General features: G+C 39.1%; 19 protein-coding genes. 13 read left to right on the forward strand and 6 right to left on the reverse strand.

Annotated elements, in window-relative coordinates:
- Window positions 1-13: 13 nt before the first annotated feature.
- The 9 genes from nqrF to cyoE all read left to right on the forward strand — a co-directional run bounded on the left by nqrF (window position 14) and on the right by cyoE (window position 9,304).
- Complete coding sequence (gene nqrF, locus I6F48_RS06490; protein WP_007584893.1) at window positions 14-1,243, forward strand: NADH:ubiquinone reductase (Na(+)-transporting) subunit F; 1,230 nt, start codon at window positions 14-16, stop codon at window positions 1,241-1,243.
- A gap of 109 nt (window positions 1,244-1,352) precedes the next feature.
- The gene (locus I6F48_RS06495; protein ID WP_197119090.1) at window positions 1,353-2,384 is read left to right on the forward strand and encodes an FAD:protein FMN transferase; all 1,032 of its coding nucleotides are present in this window, start codon (window positions 1,353-1,355) and stop codon (window positions 2,382-2,384) included.
- A 101-nt stretch (window positions 2,385-2,485) separates the two neighbouring features.
- Window positions 2,486-2,698, forward strand: coding sequence for a (Na+)-NQR maturation NqrM (gene nqrM, locus I6F48_RS06500; RefSeq protein ID WP_007376137.1), 213 nt, complete (start codon window positions 2,486-2,488; stop codon window positions 2,696-2,698).
- Window positions 2,699-3,745: 1,047 nt separating this feature from the next.
- Window positions 3,746-4,165 (forward strand): hypothetical protein, encoded by a 420-nt coding sequence (locus tag I6F48_RS06505; RefSeq protein WP_165728513.1) that lies wholly within the window; start codon window positions 3,746-3,748, stop codon window positions 4,163-4,165.
- Between the two features lie 318 nt (window positions 4,166-4,483).
- Entirely contained in the window at window positions 4,484-5,443 is a 960-nt protein-coding gene (gene cyoA, locus I6F48_RS06510) for a ubiquinol oxidase subunit II (protein WP_197119091.1), read from the forward strand.
- A gap of 2 nt (window positions 5,444-5,445) precedes the next feature.
- Window positions 5,446-7,434, forward strand: a complete 1,989-nt coding sequence (gene cyoB / locus I6F48_RS06515; protein WP_165728487.1) for a cytochrome o ubiquinol oxidase subunit I — start codon at window positions 5,446-5,448, stop codon at window positions 7,432-7,434.
- Window positions 7,431-8,072, forward strand: a complete 642-nt coding sequence (gene cyoC, locus I6F48_RS06520; protein ID WP_165728488.1) for a cytochrome o ubiquinol oxidase subunit III — start codon at window positions 7,431-7,433, stop codon at window positions 8,070-8,072. Before cyoB ends, cyoC begins: the two co-directional genes overlap by 4 nt.
- A complete protein-coding gene (gene cyoD, locus I6F48_RS06525) occupies window positions 8,072-8,410 on the forward strand; it encodes a cytochrome o ubiquinol oxidase subunit IV (protein WP_197119092.1) in 339 nt (112 codons plus the stop codon). The genes cyoC and cyoD overlap by 1 nt, the downstream gene beginning before the upstream one ends.
- 9 nt (window positions 8,411-8,419) lie before the next feature.
- A complete protein-coding gene (gene cyoE / locus I6F48_RS06530; RefSeq protein ID WP_197119093.1) occupies window positions 8,420-9,304 on the forward strand; it encodes a heme o synthase in 885 nt (294 codons plus the stop codon).
- Window positions 9,305-9,403: 99 nt separating this feature from the next.
- Here cyoE and I6F48_RS06535 read toward each other — a convergent pair whose 3' ends face one another.
- The 5 genes from I6F48_RS06535 to ettA form a co-directional block, all read right to left on the reverse strand.
- Entirely contained in the window at window positions 9,404-10,069 is a 666-nt protein-coding gene (locus I6F48_RS06535; RefSeq protein WP_197119094.1) for a hypothetical protein, read from the reverse strand.
- Between the two features lie 85 nt (window positions 10,070-10,154).
- Complete coding sequence (locus I6F48_RS06540; protein ID WP_165728495.1) at window positions 10,155-10,649, reverse strand: TlpA family protein disulfide reductase; 495 nt, start codon at window positions 10,647-10,649, stop codon at window positions 10,155-10,157.
- Window positions 10,650-10,711: 62 nt separating this feature from the next.
- The gene (locus tag I6F48_RS06545; RefSeq protein WP_197119095.1) at window positions 10,712-11,620 is read right to left on the reverse strand and encodes a histone deacetylase family protein; all 909 of its coding nucleotides are present in this window, start codon (window positions 11,618-11,620) and stop codon (window positions 10,712-10,714) included.
- 53 nt (window positions 11,621-11,673) lie between these two features.
- Window positions 11,674-12,042 carry a PilZ domain-containing protein gene (locus I6F48_RS06550; RefSeq protein WP_007581201.1) on the reverse strand — a complete coding sequence of 123 codons (369 nt, stop codon included), beginning with the start codon at window positions 12,040-12,042 and terminating at the stop codon, window positions 11,674-11,676.
- 156 nt (window positions 12,043-12,198) lie between these two features.
- Window positions 12,199-13,872, reverse strand: coding sequence for an energy-dependent translational throttle protein EttA (gene ettA / locus I6F48_RS06555; protein ID WP_007581203.1), 1,674 nt, complete (start codon window positions 13,870-13,872; stop codon window positions 12,199-12,201).
- Window positions 13,873-14,094: 222 nt separating this feature from the next.
- Here ettA and I6F48_RS06560 point away from each other — a divergent pair, with 222 nt between their 5' ends.
- From I6F48_RS06560 to metH, 3 genes are read left to right on the forward strand one after another with little or no spacing between them, the layout of a single operon-like run.
- On the forward strand, window positions 14,095-15,042 hold the full coding sequence (locus I6F48_RS06560; protein WP_010555178.1) for a homoserine O-succinyltransferase: 948 nt from the start codon (window positions 14,095-14,097) through the stop codon (window positions 15,040-15,042).
- Window positions 15,032-16,105, forward strand: coding sequence for a homocysteine S-methyltransferase family protein (locus I6F48_RS06565; protein ID WP_197119096.1), 1,074 nt, complete (start codon window positions 15,032-15,034; stop codon window positions 16,103-16,105). The genes I6F48_RS06560 and I6F48_RS06565 overlap by 11 nt, the downstream gene beginning before the upstream one ends.
- A 9-nt stretch (window positions 16,106-16,114) precedes the next feature.
- The gene (gene metH / locus I6F48_RS06570) at window positions 16,115-18,745 is read left to right on the forward strand and encodes a methionine synthase (RefSeq protein ID WP_197119097.1); all 2,631 of its coding nucleotides are present in this window, start codon (window positions 16,115-16,117) and stop codon (window positions 18,743-18,745) included.
- 125 nt (window positions 18,746-18,870) lie between these two features.
- On the opposite strand, the gene I6F48_RS06575 is transcribed toward metH, so the two are convergent.
- Complete coding sequence (locus I6F48_RS06575; protein WP_197119098.1) at window positions 18,871-21,669, reverse strand: COR domain-containing protein; 2,799 nt, start codon at window positions 21,667-21,669, stop codon at window positions 18,871-18,873.
- Between the two features lie 300 nt (window positions 21,670-21,969).
- On the opposite strand from I6F48_RS06575, the gene I6F48_RS06580 reads away from it, so the two are divergent.
- Complete coding sequence (locus I6F48_RS06580; protein WP_197119099.1) at window positions 21,970-22,725, forward strand: hypothetical protein; 756 nt, start codon at window positions 21,970-21,972, stop codon at window positions 22,723-22,725.
- The last annotated feature ends 94 nt before the right edge of the window (window positions 22,726-22,819 follow it).

Consider the following 22,819-nt stretch of genomic DNA (forward strand, 5'->3'; position numbering starts at 1 on the left):
GCGAGGATAAATCATGGATTATCAGATTTTCTTAGGCGTTGGTGTTTTCATCGCTATCGTTGTACTACTAGTTTTAGTGATCATTGGTGCTAAATCTCAGTTAGTTGCAAGCGGTGACATCATCATCGGTATTAATGGCGATAAAGACAAAGCCATTACTACATCAGCAGGTAATAAGCTTTTAAGTGCATTATCTGAGTCAGGTATTTTCGTATCATCTGCTTGTGGTGGCGGTGGCTCTTGTGGTCAGTGTCGTGTTCACATTAAAGAAGGTGGCGGCGATATCTTGCCAACTGAACTTGATCACATATCTAAAGGTGAAGCCCGTGAAGGCTGTCGTTTAGCGTGTCAGGTAAATGTTAAAAACGACATGGAAATTGAACTTGAAGAGTCAATTTTCGGTGTTAAAAAATGGGATTGTGAAGTTATCTCTAACGATAACAAAGCAACGTTCATTAAAGAACTTAAACTGCAAATCCCTGGTGATGAGTCAGTGCCTTTCCGTGCGGGTGGTTACATCCAAATTGAAGCGCCACCTCACCATGTTAAATATGCAGATTTTGATGTTCCTGAAGAATATCGTGGCGACTGGAACCATTTTGGTTTCTTCGATCTGGAGTCAAAAGTAGACGAAGAAACTATTCGTGCATACTCAATGGCTAACTACCCAGAAGAAGAAGGCATCATTATGCTTAACGTGCGTATTGCTGCTCCGCCTCCGAGAAACCTAAGCTTGCCATGTGGTAAAATGTCTTCGTACATTTGGTCACTTACAAAAGGCGACAAGGTAACTATTTCAGGTCCATTTGGTGAGTTCTTTGCTAAAGACACAGATGCAGAAATGATCTTTGTTGGTGGTGGTGCTGGTATGGCGCCAATGCGTTCACATATCTTTGACCAACTTAAACGTTTGAACTCTAAACGTAAGATGAGCTTTTGGTATGGTGCACGTTCTGAACGTGAAATGTTCTACGTAGAAGATTTTGACGGCCTAGCCGCTGAAAATCCTAACTTCGTATGGCATACAGCGCTTTCAGATCCACAACCTGAAGATAACTGGGAAGGCTATACTGGCTTTATCCATAACGTGTTATTTGAGAACTATCTTAAAGATCACGAAGCGCCGGAAGATTGTGAGTACTACATGTGTGGTCCTCCAATGATGAACGCGGCAGTTATTACTATGCTTAAAGATTTAGGTGTTGAAGACGAAAATATCTTATTAGATGATTTTGGTGGCTAACACTAATACCAAAACAGTTTAGTTTTGGTTAAAATACCAGCCTCGTAGCACTTGTGTTACGAGGCTTTTTTTATTCTTTAATTTTATCAATCTATTAAGTAGAGCTGTTATGAATCGAGTAAGTACTTCACAAGGCATAATGGCCTTTTTACTAATCACACTGACCTTATTACTGTCTGGGTGTGGTGAAAAACCAGAGTCGAGGGAAACCTTTTTAGAAGGTAAGACTATGGGAACCACTTATCATATTAAATATTATGATGAGCAAACCCAGCTATCGGCCTCACAATTACAGCTGCAAATAGACGCTGTTTTAAAAGATGTAAATCAGTCTATGTCTACTTATATAGAAGACTCTGAAATAAATACATTTAACAGATTACCTGCAAATCAAGTGATGCCAATTAGCGAAGATTTTAGGGCTGTTATAAGCGAATCTATTCGCTTAGGTGAATCAACTAAAACACTTGATGTAACCATGGGACCTCTCATTGACTTATGGGGCTTTGGTCCTGATAAAAAACCAACCAATCGCCCAACAGATGAAGAGCTTGCTTCAATGGTTGAAAAAATAGGTATTGATAAGCTTATTTTAAATGGACAGGGTTTAGCTAAAACAGTTAATGGGTTAGAGCTTTCGTTTTCAGCAACGGCTAAAGGCTACGGTATCGACAAAGTAGCGCAGCTATTAGAAAGCCACAGTATTACTAACTACATGGTTGAGATTGGTGGTGAGCTACGTATAGCGGGTGAAAAGCCAAATAACCAGGATTGGAAAATTGCGATAGAACAACCAGATGCACAACCTGGAGAGCGTAAAGTACACCGTGTTTTATCACCAGGTACAAGTGGGATCGCAACATCAGGTGATTACCGTATTTTTTATAAAATGGATGGGGAGATCTATACTCATTTAATTGACCCTGTAACCGGCATGCCTATTAAGCACGACTTAGTGTCGGTAACTGTGCTTCATCCAAGCGCTATGACAGCAGATGGTTTAGCGACTGCTCTTACTGTGATGGGTATGGAGAAAGCTCAGGCATATGCTCAGCAGCACGATTTGCCAGTGTATTTAATAGGTAAATCAGAAGAGGGTTTAGTTACTTATTCAAGCCCTGCATTTAAACCTTATTTATAGTATGGTGCAGCCTTGTTTATTTCCAGATTATTTGGGTATATAATAACACTTGCTCAAAAATGTTTGAGTTTAATTAATTGCTGATCAATAGGGGCTAAGCAATGTCACTTTTTCTTCTTACTTTTGGCTTACTAATTTTAATAGTGTCGGCAATGGCCGTTGGTATGATCGTGCAAAAAAAATCTATGGCAAGTAGCTGTGGTGGTTTAGGTTCGGTTGGTATTGATAAAGCCTGTGATTGCGATGATCCATGTGATAAACGCAAAAACCGTTTAGCTAAAGAGCAAGCCTGGAAAGAAAATCAAATTATTTAAGTTCTCTTAAATATTAAAAAGCGCTTTATAGCGCTTTTTTTGTGTCTGTAAAACCTCTTATCTTTTTTATTTCATAAGTAATCCAATCTTAATGTATTAGACAAACGTCTATAGTTTAGTTTTTTTCACCTATTAGGTTTATTTTTCTCGTTTGTCAAATTGGAGCTAACACTCTAAAGTTTAATCATAGACACAGAGCAAGGCTCTAGTCATAAGCTTGAGGCAAAGTTGGTCTCGCTTAAAAGAATCTTTATATTGTGTGTGAAGATGTTGTCAGTGTGAAAGGCAACTCAAATTCGGTGGTGACTACATTTGAGTTGTTTTTATTTCCCTACAATGTCACGCAGTGTAAACCAAAAATCTTTATATTGTGTGTGAAGATGTTGTCAGTGTGAAAGGCAACTCAAATTCGGTGGTGACTGCATTTGAGTTGTTTTTATTTCCCTACAATGCCACGTAATGTAAACCAAGAATCTTTATATTGTGTGTGAAGATGTTGTCAGTGTGAAAGGCAACTCAAATCCGGTGGTGACTGTATTTGAGTTGTTTTTATTTGCCTACAATGCCACGCAGTGTAAACAAAAAATCTTTATATTGTGTGTGAAGATGTTGTCAGTGTGAAAAGCGGCTCAATTTCGGTGGTGACTGAATTTGGGCTGTTTTTATTTGTGCGACACAATTATTATTCCTTCCAAAAAACCTATAATTTTATTAAATATACCTCTTTAAATTGTTTTTAATTTAAATTAACCCTATGTTTTTTAAGTTGTTATTTTTTATTAACAAAATAGCTTCTAAAGCTTAACTCAAATTTATTGTTTTTTAGTTGAACAGAAAATTCTCTTTGTTATACTCACGTTCGAACTTTCAGTAAGTTTTGAAAGTTTGATTGATACGGATCAATTTTCACAAGGTGAATTTGTGCTAACCGGATTTGATCGTATTCAGCACCTGATTTTTGGGCTTACAGCAGCAATGTTTTTCAAATTTTTCCATTGCTTTGTATTACTTTAATTTTGTTATAGTCATTTAAGTAGGTTAATGTCTTTGAACACACTTTCTTTACATCATACCAATACTGATCTCGCCCCAAGCGAGCCAGTTACGTGTGAACGCTTGAATAAAGCGGGTAAGGGCGTGTGTGTAGCTATAACTTTATTAGTGTTTAATACGGTCATGTTGTTAAGCGGTGCACTAGAGGATGCCTTCAAGCTTGAGGCGCTATTAAGTGATGGGTTTATTGTAGAGCCACTGTTACTTACTATTGCCGGATTTTTAGCTCATCCAATCATTTCAAGTCAGTTACTTATTGGCCTTTGTTGGTTATTGTTCCATATTTTTCCAGCGCGTCGTGCTGGAATTATCCTCCGTAAAGCAGCCTTTGCTTTTAGCGAGGCTAAAGTTCTTCAGCCAGTGCATGTTGCACATGGTTGTCGTGCTCCACCTAGCTTTACAGGTTGTCTGTAAGGCTGCATCTTGTTGCTGGTTTTAATTATTTGTTCTTGCTGTAAATAATTAAGGTTAGCTAAAACAAAGTAGCTCTGTGTTTTTTAAGCACACTTCAGCCAACCACCACTCACCCAAGTTAACTTTTATTACGTTATATAAATGCGTTTAGAAAGCTGGGTTTGTTGCTAGGTCATTAATGGCATGAGCTTTAGGTTTTGAATAGCCCCCTTATTTTTATAATTTAATTCTAGTTAACTTGGGTTTTTATTGAAAAATCGTTGCTTTGGTTTTTATGCAAAGCAGCAAACTGAAACTCTAGGTTTGTAGGATACTCCCTTGTTAATTCGTAACCTTTGTAATATTGCTTTAGCTAGTACCGTGCTGGCGTTGTCAGGCTGTAAAGGCGGGATACTCGATCCAAAAGGGCAGATAGGCATAGATGAGAAAAATTTAATTATCATCGCAACCGTGCTTATGTTGCTTGTAGTCGTTCCCGTTATTGTGATGACTTTGTATTTCGCATGGAAATATAGAGACACGCAAACTCATGAAATTTACGCTCCAAAATGGGCTCATTCAAATAAAATTGAAGCCGCAGTTTGGGCTGTTCCTATTGTTATTGTGATTATTTTAGGTGTTATTACCTGGGTGTCTACCCAAGAGCTAGACCCTTACAAACCCATTGAAGGTAAAGGTAAGCATCTTACTATTGAAGTGGTGTCATTAAATTGGAAGTGGCTATTTATTTATCCTGAGCAAGGTATTGCTACGGTTAATGAATTAGTGTTTCCGGCAAATGTACCTGTTGAATATAAAATCACGTCAGAGAGCACAATGAATTCATTTTTTATTCCGCAATTGGGTAGTCAAATATACTCAATGGCTGGGATGGAAACCAAGCTTCACTTAATTGCAAATGAGCCAGGTACGTTTAAAGGTTTCTCAGCAAATTACAGTGGTGCAGGTTTTACTGGTATGAAGTTTAATGCCATTGCTACCCCTACTCAAGCTGGTTTTGATAAGTGGGTGAGTGATGTAAAAGCGAATTCAAGCGCTAATAATCTGACTCATGCAAATTATGTTGAGCTTGCAAAAGCGAGCGAAAATAATCCTGTTGCTTATTACGGTAAAGTTGAAGACAGCTTATTTCATACCATTATCATGAAATATATGCAGGCGCATGGCGATATGAATAAAAAGCACAATGCGATGAGCGAACATGGCGAGATGGGTATGCAACATCACGCAATGGACAAACATTCAGCGAAACCATCACACAGCCAGGACGAGGAATAATAATGTCGTTTTTAGGTAAACTTTCACTCGATGCAATACCGTTTCACGAGCCGATTCTTGTGTTTACGATGGCAGCTATTTTAATAGCTGCAATTGTTATTACTGCGCTAATTACAAAGCATAAAAAATGGGGCGTGCTTTGGCGCGACTGGATCACATCTGTGGATCATAAGCGCTTAGGCGTAATGTATATTATTTTAGCTTTAGTAATGCTGTTTCGTGGGTTTTCTGATGCAATAATGATGCGTACTCAGTTAGCACTTGCTACTAGTGGCGCGCCCGGTTATTTACCACCAGAGCACTACGACCAAATATTTACAGCTCACGGCGTAATTATGATCATATTTATGGCGATGCCATTTATGATTGGTTTAATGAACATTGTACTACCACTGCAAATTGGTGCTCGCGATGTTGCCTTTCCATTTTTAAACAATTTAAGTTTTTGGTTAACTACCGGTGGTGCTATTTTAATTAATATGTCGCTGGTTTTTGGTGAGTTTGCTAAAACAGGTTGGGTGGCGTATCCGCCACTTTCGGAGCTGACCTTTAGCCCTGGGGTGGGGGTCGACTATTATATTTGGGCTTTGCAAATATCCGGTCTTGGAACACTCTTAACTGCAGTAAACTTTTTAGCGACCGTTATCAAAATGCGTGCACCAGGCATGACCTTAATGAAAATGCCAATTTTCACATGGACATGTACGTGGGCAAATATCTTAATTGCAGCATCATTCCCAATTTTAACCGCAATGCTTACTATGTTAACGCTTGACCGTTATCTCGATTTCCATTTCTTTACCAATGAATTGGGCGGTAACGCCATGATGTACATCAACCTGTTTTGGGCATGGGGTCATCCTGAGGTATATATTTTAGTATTACCGGCGTTTGGTGTTTTTTCTGAGATTATTTCGACATTTGCAGGTAAGCGTTTATTTGGTTATAAATCGATGGTTTACGCCAGCGGTGCAATCTCTATTTTAGGGTTTATTGTTTGGTTACATCACTTCTTCACAATGGGCTCAAGTGCTAACGTTAACGCGTTCTTTGGGGTAATGACCATGGTTATTGCCGTACCAACAGGCGTTAAGTTGTTTAACTGGCTATTTACTATTTACCGAGGTCGTTTACGTATAACCGTTCCGGTACTTTGGACACTTGGTTTTATGGTTACCTTTACCGTAGGCGGCATGACTGGCGTATTACTTGCTATTCCTGGTGCCGATTACGTACTGCATAATAGCTTATTCTTAATTGCACATTTTCATAATACAATTATCGGTGGTGCTGTATTTGGCTACCTAGCAGGTTTTGTATTTTGGTTCCCTAAAGCGATGGGCTTCAAGCTTAACGAAAAATGGGGCAAGGCATCATTTTGGTGTTGGATTATCGGTTTCTTCGTTGCATTTATGCCGTTGTATGTACTTGGTTTCTTAGGTATGACACGTCGTTTAAACCACACTAATAATCCTGATTGGAACATTTGGCTATACATTGCTGCAGGCGGTGCTGTCATTATTATGTTTGGTATTATTAGCCAAGCAGTTCAATTATATGTGAGCTTTAGAGACCGTGAAGCGCTTGACGATACAACAGGCGATCCGTGGAACGGACACACACTTGAGTGGGCAACAAGCTCACCTCCACAAGTGTATAACTTTGCTACCATTCCGCACATTGATGATATTGATGCATGGACCGACATGAAAGAAAAAGGTCAAGCTTACCAAGATAAGGCAAGCTACAGCCCTATTCATATGCCTAAAAATACATCAGCAGGCGTGCTAATGGCAGCAAGTTTAACCGCATTTTGTTTTGCGATGATCTGGCATATTTGGTGGTTAGCAGCTGTTGGTTTTATTGGCGCAATTGCTTTATTTATCAAACGTTGTTACGCCAGCGATGTTGATTACTATATACAACCTGATGAAATTGCACGAATTGAAGCAGCATACAATTCAAGTGGGAATAAGGAGCTAAAAGCGTGAGTACACTTTCTGCAAATTTAGAATCTGCAAATTTAGAGTCTGTATCTCACGATGATCATGCGCACGAGCATGATCATCACGATACATCGGGCGATACCGTATTCGGTTTTTGGTTATACCTAATGACCGATTGCTTATTATTTGCCTCATTTTTTGCAACCTACGCCGTGTTATTTATGAACACAGCCGGTGGTGTATCGGGTAAAGATATTTTTGAACTCGACTTTGTAGCAGTAGAAACAGCTGCACTACTTATTAGTAGTATTACCTTTGGTTTTGCCATGATTGCCGCTCAAGGGCAAAAAAAGGCGCTCACACTTACTTGGTTATTTATTACGTTTTGTTTAGGTGCTGTGTTTATTGGTATGGAAATATACGAATTTCATCACCTAATAGTGAACGGGCATGGTCCGCAACATAGTGCTTTTTTAACATCGTTTTTCTCATTAGTTGGCTTACATGGTTTACATGTAACAGCCGGTTTAATTTGGATGACCATAATGATGATAGAAGTTGCTAAACGCGGTCTAGGTAAAGCAACCGTAACGCGTTTAAGCTGCTTAAGCCTATTTTGGCACTTCTTAGACATTGTTTGGATTTGTGTATTTACCGTTGTTTATTTAATGGGAGCAATGTAATGAGCCACAGCGAAACACATGCTGAGCACCATGATGAATATCATGGCAGTGTTAAAACTTACTTAATTGGCTTTGTGTTATCAGTAATTTTGACAGCCATTCCATTTTGGATGGTAATGGAAGGCGACTTCACAAAGGCAACAACGCTTTGGAGCATTGTTACTTTAGCAATCGTACAAATTTGGGTGCATTTAAAGTACTTTTTACACCTTAATTTTACGACCGAAGATGGCCGTGCAAGTACTTTCTCATTCCTATTCAGTGCTCTGATCATCGTAATGGTGGTTGGGTTATCTGTTTGGATCATTTATGAATCTAACGCAATGATGATGTACTAGGAGTTGAAGATGTTTCGTCGTTATTTATCAGTGACAAAGCCGGGTATTATTATGGGCAATTTGATCAGCGTAGCGGGCGGGTTTTTACTTGCCTCGCGCGGTGATATAAACCCATGGTTAATGATTGCTACATTAATTGGTTTGTCGCTAGTGGTTGCATCAGGTTGTGCTATCAATAATGTTATAGATAGAGACATAGATGTAGCCATGGCGCGTACTCGTACGCGAGTAACAGTAACAGGCGAAATGTCGGCCTTTGCTGCACTTAGTCACGGTATTTTATTGGGTGTTGTGGGCTTTGGTTTACTTATCGCCTATACCACTCAAGCCGCGGTATTTTTTGCAGCCTTTGGCTACGTAATTTATGTAGGGGTTTATAGCCTCTACATGAAGCGTAACTCAGTATATGGCACTTTTGTAGGTAGCCTTTCGGGCGCAGTACCACCAGTAGTCGGTTACTGCGCCGTAACAGGCCAGTTCGATATGGGCGCGTTAATACTGCTGGTTATGTTTAGCTTGTGGCAAATGCCGCACTCTTATGCCATCGCTATTTTTCGCTTTAAAGATTACCAAGCTGCAGGTATTCCAGTATTACCTGTAGCGCAAGGTATCGACAAAGCAAAACGCCACATTGTGCTTTATATTGCTGTATACGCGTTAGTTGTGATGTTACTGCCAATTACTGGCTACACAGGTGCTGCTTTTATGGCTGTTGCTTGTATTACCAGCTTTTGGTGGTTGCTAATGGCACTAAGAGGGTATCGTCGAAATATTGATGTAACCAGTTGGGCACGTAAAGTGTTCGCGTTTTCTATCATTAATATTACAGCGTTAAGTATTGCTATGGCTGTTGACTATCATAGCGTTGCTCCACAGCTATTAACACTTACCTAATTTAAAAACTTTAACATTCCAAAGTTAATCCAAAGGCTCGAAAGAGCCTTTTTTTATGCCTGAATATTGAAATTATTTAGCATTCGTATACTCGCTATTTTACTTTTTAAAATCATCAGCATTGTAATAAAGTGGTTTAAGGGTGCCGCAATTAATAAATTTATAAGTAAGCTCATTTTCAGCTGGGACACGTTTTGAGGTACGAAGCTTTTGCATACATGCATTAACTAAATCGACAAAAATAAGATGGTTATAGCTCGGCGCTTTTTGAATTTTATGAATATAAATACGCTCAGTACCGCTTAGTGTAATCATGTCGTAGTCTTGCCATTGCGATGATTCACTTAATTTTTTTAGTTCTCTGGCATACAGCTGCTTACTCAAGACCAACTCTTTTTTTGAATAAATTAAACTGCCACCTTGCTGATAATCACCTTCATAAATATCGGCAATAATTGTGATTTCTTCACCACGCATTAAATGCTGAATGTTAAACGCTTGTGGCTTTATAGTAATTAGCTCGGCATTTCTAACAAAATTTAACAGTGCAACATCTGGGTTTCCTATTCTATAGACAACCTGAACATCATCAGGAGAGTTATAACTAGGTAAGTTAATCGCAATTATAGCGGAATCTTTATTTACTAAGGCCATTGGGTGCTCAGAATTGTAAGCAGGATCTACCGGTGGAAGTTCTGCTTTTTCTTCTTCAGCTGCGGCAAAGCCACTTAAAGTGATTAGTAATAAAGTAAGTAGTAGGCGCATTATAATCTCAATTAATTTATGAGCTTAAATTGTAGTATAAAGTTTATATTACTTATATTTTTAAACTAAATTTAGACCTATATTATTACTCAGATATGGAGTGTAATAATGTTCGTGCCTTCAAATGTAGGTTTGGATCCTCTGGGTTTGACGTATTAGTCAGCCAAATTACATTACCTTCTTTATTTACAAACAATGTAGTAGGTGTGCCGCGTATACCTAATTGCTGTGCTATTGCATCGGCTTTTACGGCTGTTTTAAAAGTATAACCTCTATCGCTAAGCGCTTTAGCGGGAGTAGCATCGTCATCTTCTTTAAAGCTCACGGCAATGACCTTTACACCCATGTCATTTATTTTTTGAAGTGCTGGTTGTAGCTTTTTACAATATGGGCACCACGTTGCCCAAAAATGTAAAATGTAAGGCTGGCCTAATAAATCTTGAGTACTGAGAGCAGACCCATCGGCCATTTGTAGATTTAATATAGGTAATTTAGGGTATGTTGCTTCAGTGTCTTGCTCTTGCGCGCTAACTATAAAGCTTAATAGAGTGAGTGTGATGGCAATAAAGAGTTGTTTCATAGTGTTTTCGTTTTTATAGTATGTATTAAATAAGAACGAGTATTTAACATTTTTATTTCACATTAAAAACGAGCGGCTTGCTCAATAACAATACCATGGCGCTTAGCAAGGCGAAGGTGATCTTTATCGTAGCCGCCACCAATTACTGTAGCCACGGGAGTATTGTGTTCAAGGCAACGTTTTAGTACTAAATGATCGCGTTTAACTATGCCATCCCAGCTAATATCGAGTTTACCTAAACCATCACCTTGCCAAATATCAACGCCTGCATCGTAAAGCACTAAATCGGGATTTAACTCTTTGAGCAAAAATTGCAGTGTGTCGTCAACTATGCCTAAATACTCATCGTCTTTCATGTTATCGGCTAAGCCAATATCTAAATCGCTAGCTGATTTTCTAAAAGGGAAGTTTTTTTCACAATGTATAGAACAAGTATAAGCATATGCCTGATGCTCTAACATGGCCGCTGTGCCATCACCTTGGTGCACGTCTAAATCAAAAATAAGTACGTTAGTTACCTCACCCGATTCTATTAAAGTTTGCGTAGTAAAGGCTAAATCGTTAACCATGCAGTAGCCTGAGCCAAAATCGGTATGTGCATGGTGTGTACCACCAGCAAGGTGACACGCTATACCATGTTTAAGTGCTAAACGAGCTGTTTGAAGCGTCCCTTGAGGAGCTGTAAAAGTACGTGTCATAAGCTCTTTTGACCAAGGTAGGCCAATACGGCGCATCGCTTTTTCATCTAGGCGATTATTCCACAAGTCATGTATATAGTTTTCGCAGTGTATTAGCTCAAGCGGCTCTGGCGTGCCTAATATTGGCTCAACCAGGTTATCGCCAATCAAACCAAGCTTTGCTACATGCTGATATAAATGTGCAAACTTACTCATTGCAAAACGATGCTTTGGATCGAAATTAAACGAGTAGTTAGGGTGATACACCAAAGGTAAATGTGGATTTAAAGTCATGTTTGCACAAGTTAAAAAGTTTGCACTATGGTAATCAACTAATCCAAATGAGTCTATTCTTGTGTGTCGTGAATCAACATAGCGAGTTCGCGATGTAATAGTTCGTCATCAGCTAAGTTTAGCTCTATTAAACGCTTTAAATAAGTAATGCTGTCTATATCAATATGGTGGCATTTTAAACCAATATGATCCGCTTCTATATGGCACACCACAACCTCCATTTTTATTTCTATTTCGCTTTGAGGCAGCGAAAAACGCAGAACAGCTTGGCTATTTTGGTTGCCAATAAAAGCATCACATTTAGTGATTAATGCGCCATGTAAAGATACATCAAGTAATTTACATGGGTACTGGTGATCATTAAAAATTACTTGTGCATCGGTTGAAAATAAAACACGAGAAAACTGACGACGATTTTGCATAACCTAATTTAGCCTTACTGTTTTTATAATAAATTAAGCATAGCGGGTAATTCTCTACATGCTAGCAGGATATGCTCCTGTAATGCTGGTGGCATAAAAAAGCCCCGCATAAATGCAGGGCTTAGTTTTACTGTAATAAATTAGCTACAGTAAATATTAACCAATTTTTTTGTACTTAATACGCTTAGGTTCAGTTGCTGCTGCACCTAGTGTCTTTTTAAGCCACTCTTCGTATTCAGTATAGTTACCATCAAAGAAGTTAATTTGACCTTCGTCGCGGTAATCTAAAATGTGCGTAGCAATACGGTCAAGGAACCAACGGTCATGCGAGATACACATTACACAACCAGGGAACTCTAAAATAGCGTTCTCTAGTGCGCGTAGTGTTTCAACGTCCAAGTCATTGGTTGGCTCATCGAGTAGTAACACATTGCCGCCAGCTTTTAATAACTTAGCAAGGTGTAAACGGTTACGTTCACCACCTGATAGGTCTTTAACAAACTTTTGCTGATCGTTACCTTTAAAGTTAAAGCGACTTACATACGCACGGCTTTGGAACTCAAAGTTACCAATTTTTAGTACGTCTTGGCCGTCTGATATTTCTTGGAAAACAGTTTTGCTTTCGTCCATACCGTCGCGGAACTGATCAACAGTAGCAAGGTGTACGCTTTCGCCAACGGTAATGCTACCGCTGTCTTGCTTTTGCTCACCACTGATCATTTTAAACAGCGTTGATTTACCCGCGCCATTCGCACCAATAATGCCCACAATGGCACCTTTTGGCATGCTAAAGCTTAAATCGTCAATTAAAACGCGATCGCCAAAACTCTTACGAAGATTCGTTACTTCAAGCACTTGGTCGCCTAAACGCGGGCCAGGTGGAATAAACATCTCGTTAGTTTCGTTACGTTTTTGGTAATCAGACTGCTGCATTTCAGTAAACTGAGCCATACGTGCTTTTGACTTAGCTTGGCGACCTTTAGGGTTTGAACGAACCCATTCAAGTTCTTGCGCAATTGATTTTTGACGTGCTTTTTCAGATTTTTGTTCTTGCTGTAAGCGCGCATCTTTTTGTTCAAGCCAAGAAGAGTAGTTACCTTCCCATGGAATACCTTCACCACGGTCAAGCTCTAATATCCAACCAGCTACATTATCAAGGAAGTAACGGTCATGCGTAACCGCCACAACAGTGCCTTCGTAATCGTGTAAAAAGCGCTCTAACCATGCAACCGACTCAGCATCCAAGTGGTTAGTAGGTTCATCGAGAATAAGCATGTCTGGTTTTTCAAGCAGTAATCGACATATAGCAACACGACGACGCTCACCACCTGAAAGGTGCTCAATTTTAGCATCCCATTCTGGCAGGCGAAGTGCATCAGCAGCACGCTCTAAAACGTTATCAATGTTGTGACCATCGTGCGCCTGAATAACAGCTTCAAGCTCGCCTTGCTCTTTTGCAAGTGCGTCAAAGTCAGCGTCTTCCATGGCGTATTCGTTATACACTTCGTCAAGACGTTTAAGTGCGTGTTTAACTTCGCCAACAGCTTCTTCAACAATTTCACGAACTGTTTTGCTTTCGTCTAAAACAGGCTCTTGCGGTAAATAACCAATTTTTGTACCAGGCTGAGGATGTGCATCACCTTCAAAATCTTGGTCAACACCGGCCATAATACGTAGTAACGTAGATTTACCAGAACCGTTTAAACCAAGCACACCAATTTTAGCGCCAGGAAAAAAATGTAACGAAATATCTTTTAAGATAGTGCGCTTAGGTGGCACAACCTTAGATACTCGACTCATCGAGAATATAAATTTATCAGGTAAAACCATGGAGGAAAGCCTTCAAATAATAATAAAAATTTCAATGTTGTATTGTAGTGGCTGACAGGTGAAACAGTCAACGAATGGCGGGTTTTAAAGCACTAAAGCATGCTTGTAAGTAAAGTATAAAATCATGAATAAATTTCATTTAGACATCTATACATCTAGAGGTTGATATTTTTTACTTTCAGTTCATAATTAAGCTTCGGTTTTTATGAGCAGGAGTAAAGTATGCCAATTACAGTAAAAGACGAGTTGCCGGCAATTGCACGTTTACGTCAAGAAAACGTATTTGTAATGCCAAAAACACGTGCAAAAACGCAAGAAATACGCCCAATGCGTTTGGCTATTTTAAACTTAATGCCTAATAAAGTAGAAACCGAAGTACAGTTTATTCGCTTGCTTGCCAACTCGCCTTTGCAAGTTAACGTAGAGCTACTGCGCCTCGACACTCACCGCAGTAGCAGTAATTCAGAAGAGCACCTTGATACCTTTTATCGTTATTTTTCTGAGGTTAAAGACAACAATTACGATGCGTTAATTGTAACCGGTGCGCCACTTGCCCATTTAGAATACGACGATGTAGCGTATTGGGATGAGCTAAAGGTCATTATAGATTGGGCTGAGCAACACGTTACCTCTACGTTGTTTTCGTGCTGGGCAGCACATGCAGCGCTATATCATCGTTACAATTTAAAGCGCGATTTAAAAGACGACAAACTGTGTGGCGTATTTACCCACCAATGTTACTTTGATCACGGCGCACTGACTCGCGGATTCGACGACACCTTTTTAGTACCGCACTCACGCTACGGCCACATTGATATAAATAAAATAAATGCCTGTGATGAGCTAGTTGTACTGGCTGGTTCTGAGCGAGTAGGGGCTTACTTACTTAAAAATAAATCGGGTAGCCAAGTGTTTATAACTGGTCATCCTGAGTACGACGCCGACTCGCTAAAAGCAGAATACGACCGCGATTGTAAAAAAAGCCCTAATGCACCAAAACCCGAAAATTACTTTCCGGATGACGATGCAACCAAACAACCTTCAAAAACGTGGCAAAGCCATGCTTTTTTACTTTTTTCGAACTGGTTAAATTACTACGTGTACCAAACCACACCGTATGATATTAATTTAGTTAGCCAAGACGTGAGGACTAACAACTATGCCGAATAACGCTCCTACAAATAATAAGCAAGCCGAAATAAGCGCCGCATTAAAAGAACGCATTTTAATTTTAGATGGCGCTATGGGCACCATGATCCAAGATCATAAGCTAGAAGAAGAAGACTATCGCGGAGAGCGTTTTAAAGACTGGCATGTATTAATTAAAGGCAATAACGATTTATTAAGCCTAACCAAGCCCGATTTAATCACTGATATTCATCGTGGTTTTTTATCAGCGGGCGCCGATATTATCGAAACCAATACGTTTAACTCGACCACTATTTCGATGGAAGATTACGACATGGCAAACCTAAGTCGTGAAATAAATCTAGAGTCGGCTAAATTAGCTCGCGCAATTTGCGATGAATTTACAGCTAAAACGCCAGAAAAACCGCGCTATGTAGCCGGTGTTTTAGGACCGACATCTAAAACGTGTTCAATTTCGCCAGACGTAAACGATCCGGGTTACCGAAATGTCACCTTTGATAAGCTGGTTACTGCGTATATTGAATCAACACTTGCATTAATGGAAGGCGGCGCCGATTTAATATTAATCGAAACTATATTCGACACCCTTAACGCAAAAGCGGCCTCGTTTGGCGTAGAAGAAGCCTTTGAGCAAGCAGGGCGCACATTACCAGTTATGATCTCGGGGACTATTACCGACGCCTCTGGCCGTACGCTTTCGGGGCAAACAACCGAAGCATTTTATAATTCTATTCGCCATATTAAGCCTATTTCGATTGGTTTAAACTGTGCGCTTGGTCCTGATTTACTGCGCCAGTATGTAGAAGAGTTATCGCGCGTGTGCGAAACCTTTACATCGGTACACCCTAATGCGGGCTTACCCAATGAGTTTGGTGAATACGACTTAGAAGCGGGCGATATGGCAACCGAAATTATCGATTGGGGTAAATCGGGCTTTATTAATATAGTAGGCGGATGCTGTGGCACCACGCCTGCGCATATTCGCGCTTTTGCAAAAGGTTTAGCGGGCGTTAAACCACGCCAACTACCGGAGCTTGAAGTACGCATGCGTTTATCAGGCCTTGAAGCCTGTAACTTAAATTAAGGAGCCAGCATGACCCAACAAATAGCAGTATTTACTAATGTCGGCGAACGTACCAATGTAACGGGTTCTGCCATGTTTAAACGTTTAATCATGGAAGAAGACTTTGAAGCCGCGCTAACAGTGGCACGCGAACAAGTAGAAAACGGCGCACAAGTTATTGATATAAACATGGACGAAGCTATGTTGGACTCAAAAGCCGCCATGGTTAAGTTTTTAAACTTAATAGCCTCAGAGCCTGATATTTCTCGCGTACCAATTATGGTCGACTCCTCAAAATGGGAAGTAATAGAAGCAGGCTTAAAGTGTATTCAAGGCAAGGCAATTGTTAACTCAATATCGTTAAAAGAGGGCGAAGAGCCGTTTATTCGCCAAGCTAAAATAATAAAACGCTTTGGTGCAGCCGCTGTTGTAATGGCGTTTGATACCGACGGGCAAGCCGACACGGCAGACCGTAAGTTCGCAATATGTGCGCGCAGTTATAAAATATTGGTAGAAGACATTGGCTTTGCGCCAGAAGATATTATATTCGACCCTAATATATTTGCCGTAGCCACTGGTATTGAAGAGCACGACAACTACGCCGTAGAATTTATTGAAGGCACACGCCGCATTAAACAAAATTTGCCGCACTGTAAAGTGTCGGGCGGTGTATCAAATGTATCGTTTTCGTTTAGGGGTAATAACCCCGTACGTGAAGCCATTCACTCAGTGTTTTTATATCACGCTATTCAAGCTGGTATGGACATGGGTATTGTAAATGCGGGGCAACTAGCCGTTTACGATGATATACCAGAAGAACTACGTAAAGCCGTTACCGACGTAATACTTAATACCGACTCAGGCGCAGGTGAGCGTTTAGTAGAGCTTGCACCTAAGTATTCGGGTATGGCACAAGCCGAGCGAGTAGAAGATTTAGAGTGGCGCACATGGCCTGTTGCAAAACGCCTTGAGCACGCGCTTGTAAAAGGTATTACTACCTTTATAGATGAAGATACCGAAGAATGCCGCGCCGCAGCAGCTAAACCTATTCACGTAATTGAAGGGCCGTTAATGGACGGCATGAACGTAGTAGGCGACTTATTTGGCGCAGGTAAAATGTTTTTACCACAAGTTGTTAAATCAGCGCGCGTAATGAAGCGAGCCGTAGCCTACCTAGACCCATACATTGAGCTTGAAAAAGAAGAAGGCTCAACTAACGGTAAAATAGTGATGGCGACCGTAAAAGGTGACGTACACGACATAGGTAAAAATATTGTGGGTGTTGTACTGCAATGTAATAACTATGAAGTAATCGACTTAGGTGTAATGGTACCGGCTGATAAAATATTACAAACCGCAATCGACGAAAAAGCCGATATTATTGGATTATCGGGCTTAATTACCCCATCGCTTGACGAAATGGTACACGTAGCAAAAGAAATGAAACGCCGTGGCTTTGAACTGCCGCTGTTAATTGGTGGCGCAACTACTTCTAAAGCGCACACCGCAGTAAAAATTGAGCCACAATATGACAAAGGCGTAGTGTATGTAAGTAATGCCAGCCGTGCGGTAGGTGTAGTATCTAATTTATTATCAAAAGAGCATAAGCCTGGTTTTTTAGAAAAAACCCAAGCTGAATATGTAAAAGTACGCGAGCAACAAGCGCGTAAAAAACCACGATCTAAGCCTGTTACAATCCAGCGCGCACGCGATAATGCAGCAAAGCTTGATTGGGATAACTACACGCCACCGGTGCCTAAAAAGCTCGGCGTGATCGAGTTTAAAAACGTATCAATTGCCACTTTACGTAAATACATAGATTGGACGCCATACTTTATGACGTGGTCAATCGCCGGTAAATACCCGCGCATAATGACCGATGAAGTAGTAGGCGAGCAAGCGCAAAGCTTATTTAAAGACGCTAACGACATGTTAGACGACCTTGAAAAAGCAGGCAGTTTGCAACCACTTGGCGTAATAGGTTTATTCCCTGCTAACCGCGTTGGGGACGACATAGAAATATACACCGACGAAACACGCAAAGGGCTGTTAACTACCTCGTGCCATTTACGTCAGCAAACCGAAAAAACCGACTTTGCTAACTACTGCCTAGCCGACTACATAGCACCCAAAGGTACACCAGACTATTTTGGCGCATTTGCAGTAACGGGTGGTTTAGAAGAAGACGACTTAGCAAATGCGTTTGACGTACAGCAAGACGATTACAACAAAATAATGATTAAAGCGGTTGCCGACAGGCTCGCAGAAGCGTTTGCAGAATACTTACACGAAAAAGTACGTAAAGAGTATTGGGGTTTTGCACCAGACGAAAACCTAGCAAACGATGAGCTAATACGCGAAAACTACCAAGGTATTCGCCCAGCGCCAGGTTACCCAGCGTGCCCTGAGCACACCGAGAAAAAGAAAATTTGGCAGTTGCTCGATACCGAAAAACGCATTGGCATGCAGCTCACCAGCTCATTCGCCATGTGGCCAGGAGCTGCTGTTTCGGGCTGGTATTTCTCACACCCAGAGGCAAAATACTACGCCGTAGCCGCTGTGCAAAAGGATCAAGTAGAAGATTACGCTAAACGAACTAATATGACGCTCGCAGAGGCAGAAAGATGGCTGTCGCCTAACTTGGGGTATGAGCCGGAATAAAAGCGAAAAGGTTAAATAGCGAAGCGGTCAGTTTTTAGCTGTCAGCTATCAAAAAAACAAAAACGAGCCGATTTAGGCTCGTTTTTTGTATTTTTCATTATCACTATTCGTAATGAAAATTATTATTAACCAAGTAAAAAACTGGGTACTGTAGGCATCGCACATAGCTCTGCAACTTTATTGTATTTGCTTGCTAAAGATTGTAGTTTCTTTATACCTTCCCCCGTCTTATCTAATAGCTCACCAGTTTTATTTGTTTTATCTAATGCATCTTCTAGGAAGTTTTTAACCCTAGAAAAATTATCAGATTTACTTGTTGCTTCCTCTTTATTTTCAACATCCTCAATTTCATCTAGAGGTACAGAAAGTCTTTCAATTTCTTTTTGAGAGCGTTTTAAGAGTTTAGCTGTGTCATTATCTGAAATTAAATCCTCATCCTCTAATAAATCTTCGAATAAGTCTTGGCTCCAGCTTTTCATATCACTACTAAAATCCTTTAGCTGGATGTTTATACTAATATTTGATGTTAGGGTAGAACTTTGTTCATTATGTTGAGATGCGGTATTTGTTATTACAGGGTTTGCAGTCTGATTTTGCGTAATGTTCACAGTAAGCCTCTCATCTGATTCTTTATAACTTTGATGTCTACTTTCAGGTTTCTCAATACCATCCAGTATTTTTGCAACCGAATAATCAATATTTAATACATGGTCGTACTGACTATCACTTCCAATACCTTTTAGTAAACGCTGCTCAATTTTTATTAATCGTTCGTAAGGAAGGTAACTTTCTTTATTAGTTTCTATACATTTAAGTGGTAGAAGCTCTTCTAGGCCAATATTTTCAGCTTTGTAACTTGAATGTATTTCAGAGAAGTAGCTACGCAATACAGCTAAAAAGCTACGTCTCTCGGCTCCATCGACTTTGATTTTTATTATTCGGTCTTCTTTATCTTGAGTTATTAGAGCAGAAGATTTAAATGCTTTATGCTTCAACAATACACCAAATCTCCAGCATTTTTTAGGTACTTGATGAATATGACTTTTAACTATGAAGCGCGCCATTAATTCTGGGGGCATATAATCATTATATTTGTAAATAAACTCAATACCGTTATCTATAGTCGGATTTCTAGTCAGCTCTGTAGGTAATAAATCTGGGACCAAGAATTTCTTGTTATTTCGCTTAGCATCAATACTGTAGCAAAGCTCAAATTGTTCCATTACTTGCATTAGAAAGGTAGATTTACCCCTGTATCGAGAAAAATCTAACTTTTCTTCAAGTATTTTTTCAGCTTCTGTGACTGTTATAACACCGTCATTTTTAGCAAGCTTATCAGAATTTAAAAGGGTATATATACCTTCAGTTATCCAAGTTGGGTTCAGTACTTGAGTTTGTAATTCATGTAATTCTTTAAAATGAATTATGTGGCCTAAATCGTTTAAAAGGGTTAGTAAAATATTTTGAACTTGATGATCTTCAATTGAGTGATTTGTACATATTTTGGTAAAATCTTGATGAGAAATATGATCAGACTCTTTTTTTAACTCTTCCAAATCGTCTTTTATTGCAAGCCAGTTTTTAGCTAAGACGAAGTTTCTCATTTCAAGCTTAGCTACTTCTGCTTTTATGATATGTTTTAATTTAGTTATACCAACACCAGACTTACATGAGGTTTTATAAAAGCCAATAATATTGGAATATTTCTCTTTAAGATGTTGCCTTCTTATATTGTCATCATAATGTTCGTCACTTTTGTTCAAAACAATCAGTATTGGTGAGCTTTTACTTACCGCTAAAACTTGTTTCAGCCAATGTTCAGGATTCTCATCTTTTCTACCATCTAATACAATAACGTAAATACTTCTTTCAGACAGAAATAATTGGTGAGTTGCTCTCATTATCTCTTGCCCACCAAAATCCCAGCAGTGGAGAGTTACATCTTCCTTATCAACATTTACTTTCCAAGGAGTAATTGAAATACCATCAGTTTTATCTTCTCTAGGGTTAAATTTATTTTCATTAAAACGATTTATTAATGATGTCTTACCAGCAGCACCCTCCCCAACTAAAACTAATTTGGCTTCGTTTAATTTTGATGTTTCACCTTGTAATGATTGATAGTATTTTTTCATTACGAGGTTTCCCTGTTTCACTATCTCTTTGGGTGGGATAGTCACATTATTATCATAAAAATTAACTAATTTATTTTTATTAGACTCTAGGAAATGAAAATCTATACCTTCTTCTAAGTAAACGTCGAAGTTTAGATCTATGAAGCTTTCTGGTATCTCATTGATTTTACAATCCGACAAGTTTAGTTTGACTAAACTTTTAAAGTTTTCGCCAAACAATTCCAAGCTATTTATTGTACTCCCGGACAAGTCTAATGATTCTAGTTTATCAAGTCTTGCTAGAGGAAGTAGAGCTGACTCATTGTCTACACAAATATCTATATTCTTTAAATTGGTAAGACGTGCGAGTGGTGTTAAGTTTGACTGTTTAGGTGAACTAATATTTAACTCTGTTATGCTAATTAGTTTATCAAAACCATCCAAAGATACTTCACAATTTGTAGCGATAAATACGTCTTCTAAAGAATCAAAATGAGATAGAAAATCTACACTAACTACATCTTTACTTACTATGATCAGTTTTTTTAATGAGCCCAGCTCAACAGTTTTAAGAAAATTTAAATTGAGCGGATCATCCAGTAAAAATATACTTATGAAAGTGATTTCCCCACGATTATTAACAAAAAAATTAGTTCCTTCTCGGAAAATATCCCAATCAGCAACTTGCTTCGCTACAGCTGCTTTTTGAAGTTCTAGTGCATTATTAATTACACCTATTTCATTTGCGCTATCTTTGTTGGGTGTATGTAGTTTTTCAGTAGAGTTAATACTATCAGTATAATTTTCCATTTTAGTCCTTTAAATTTATATGATGAGCAAGTTTAGTTGTGGTTTTTCAATTAGATATAGATTAACCTTTTTTATCCGGATAATACAATTCAAAATGGATAATACAATTCAAAATGGATAATACAATTCAAAATGGATAAATATTGTCAAACTTAGACCTCAGTAGTGTTTAACAATTAACTCCTGTGTTCTAAGTATGTGGTGACACAGAACAAAGCGGAGGCTAAGAGTTTCAAGCTTGGACTATACGTCCACTTGTAATTTATTCATTTTCAATAACTTTAAATTAAAGGACTACAAATGAAGTATTTACATTATATATTGCTTTGCTTATCCCTACTTTTCACATCTAGCACATTTGCTCTTGAGCAAAAATATCACGAGTTCGTTTTACCTGTTATTACTGCTTTTAAAGCGCAGGATAAAACTGCGATTGCTGCGCATATTCGCTACCCGCTAAAACGACGATATCCCATACCTGACATTAAAAATGAAGCAGAGTTTATTAACCGCTTTGATGAAGTATTTAATGATGAGTTAGTAGCAGTTATTGCTAGTTCAAACATTGATACCGATTGGGATAAAGTTGGTTGGCGCGGCATTATGCTAAACAACGGCGTTATGTGGGTAGATACCGAAGGTAAAATTATTGCTGTAAATACACAAAATACTAAAGAGCAGGCACTTGCAAAAAGCTTAATCGAAGACGATAAACAATCCTTGCACGCAAGTATTAATACTTTTGAAAAACCAGTACTCAATTGGAAAACGGCTAACTATCATGTTCGTGTTGATGATTTAGGCGAGCATAATTTTCGGTATGCAGTGTGGGGTATTAATAAAAAGCCAAGTGACAAGCCTGATATGGTTTTACTAAATGGCGATATTACATTTGAGGGCAGCGGCGGGAATCATCACTATACGTTTAAAAATGGTCGTTATAGTTATGTGCTACAAGTAACCATTATTGGCTGCGATACATCACCACCAGGTTGGCTTGAAGTTTATAAAGACGATGAGCGATTGTTGTCTGAAGATGTTATAAGCACTCATTAATCGCTTTTTATTAGTAAGCATGCGGCTAAAATCTCTATAAAAGTAGCTTTAGCTGCAAGTTAAATGTTATTACTTTATTCTTCTATTCCTTTGT

It is taken from the genome of Pseudoalteromonas sp. SWYJ118 (assembly GCF_015864505.1).
GTDB classification, from domain to species: domain Bacteria; phylum Pseudomonadota; class Gammaproteobacteria; order Enterobacterales; family Alteromonadaceae; genus Pseudoalteromonas; species Pseudoalteromonas arctica.

Bases quoted from the DNA above. Each gene is read 5' to 3' on its own strand.
- nqrF (WP_007584893.1), top strand. From the start codon at position 14: ATGGATTATCAGATTTTCTTAGGCGTTGGTGTTTTCATCGCTATCGTT.
- I6F48_RS06495 (WP_197119090.1), top strand. From the start codon at position 1,353: ATGAATCGAGTAAGTACTTCACAAGGCATAATGGCCTTTTTACTAATC.
- nqrM (WP_007376137.1), top strand. From the start codon at position 2,486: ATGTCACTTTTTCTTCTTACTTTTGGCTTACTAATTTTAATAGTGTCG.
- cyoB (WP_165728487.1), top strand. From the start codon at position 5,446: ATGTCGTTTTTAGGTAAACTTTCACTCGATGCAATACCGTTTCACGAG.
- cyoD (WP_197119092.1), top strand. From the start codon at position 8,072: ATGAGCCACAGCGAAACACATGCTGAGCACCATGATGAATATCATGGC.
- cyoE (WP_197119093.1), top strand. From the start codon at position 8,420: ATGTTTCGTCGTTATTTATCAGTGACAAAGCCGGGTATTATTATGGGC.
- I6F48_RS06535 (WP_197119094.1), bottom strand. From the start codon at position 10,069: ATGCGCCTACTACTTACTTTATTACTAATCACTTTAAGTGGCTTTGCC.
- I6F48_RS06540 (WP_165728495.1), bottom strand. From the start codon at position 10,649: ATGAAACAACTCTTTATTGCCATCACACTCACTCTATTAAGCTTTATA.
- I6F48_RS06545 (WP_197119095.1), bottom strand. From the start codon at position 11,620: ATGACTTTAAATCCACATTTACCTTTGGTGTATCACCCTAACTACTCG.
- I6F48_RS06550 (WP_007581201.1), bottom strand. From the start codon at position 12,042: ATGCAAAATCGTCGTCAGTTTTCTCGTGTTTTATTTTCAACCGATGCA.
- ettA (WP_007581203.1), bottom strand. From the start codon at position 13,872: ATGGTTTTACCTGATAAATTTATATTCTCGATGAGTCGAGTATCTAAG.
- I6F48_RS06560 (WP_010555178.1), top strand. From the start codon at position 14,095: ATGCCAATTACAGTAAAAGACGAGTTGCCGGCAATTGCACGTTTACGT.
- I6F48_RS06565 (WP_197119096.1), top strand. From the start codon at position 15,032: ATGCCGAATAACGCTCCTACAAATAATAAGCAAGCCGAAATAAGCGCC.
- metH (WP_197119097.1), top strand. From the start codon at position 16,115: ATGACCCAACAAATAGCAGTATTTACTAATGTCGGCGAACGTACCAAT.
- I6F48_RS06575 (WP_197119098.1), bottom strand. From the start codon at position 21,669: ATGGAAAATTATACTGATAGTATTAACTCTACTGAAAAACTACATACA.
- I6F48_RS06580 (WP_197119099.1), top strand. From the start codon at position 21,970: ATGAAGTATTTACATTATATATTGCTTTGCTTATCCCTACTTTTCACA.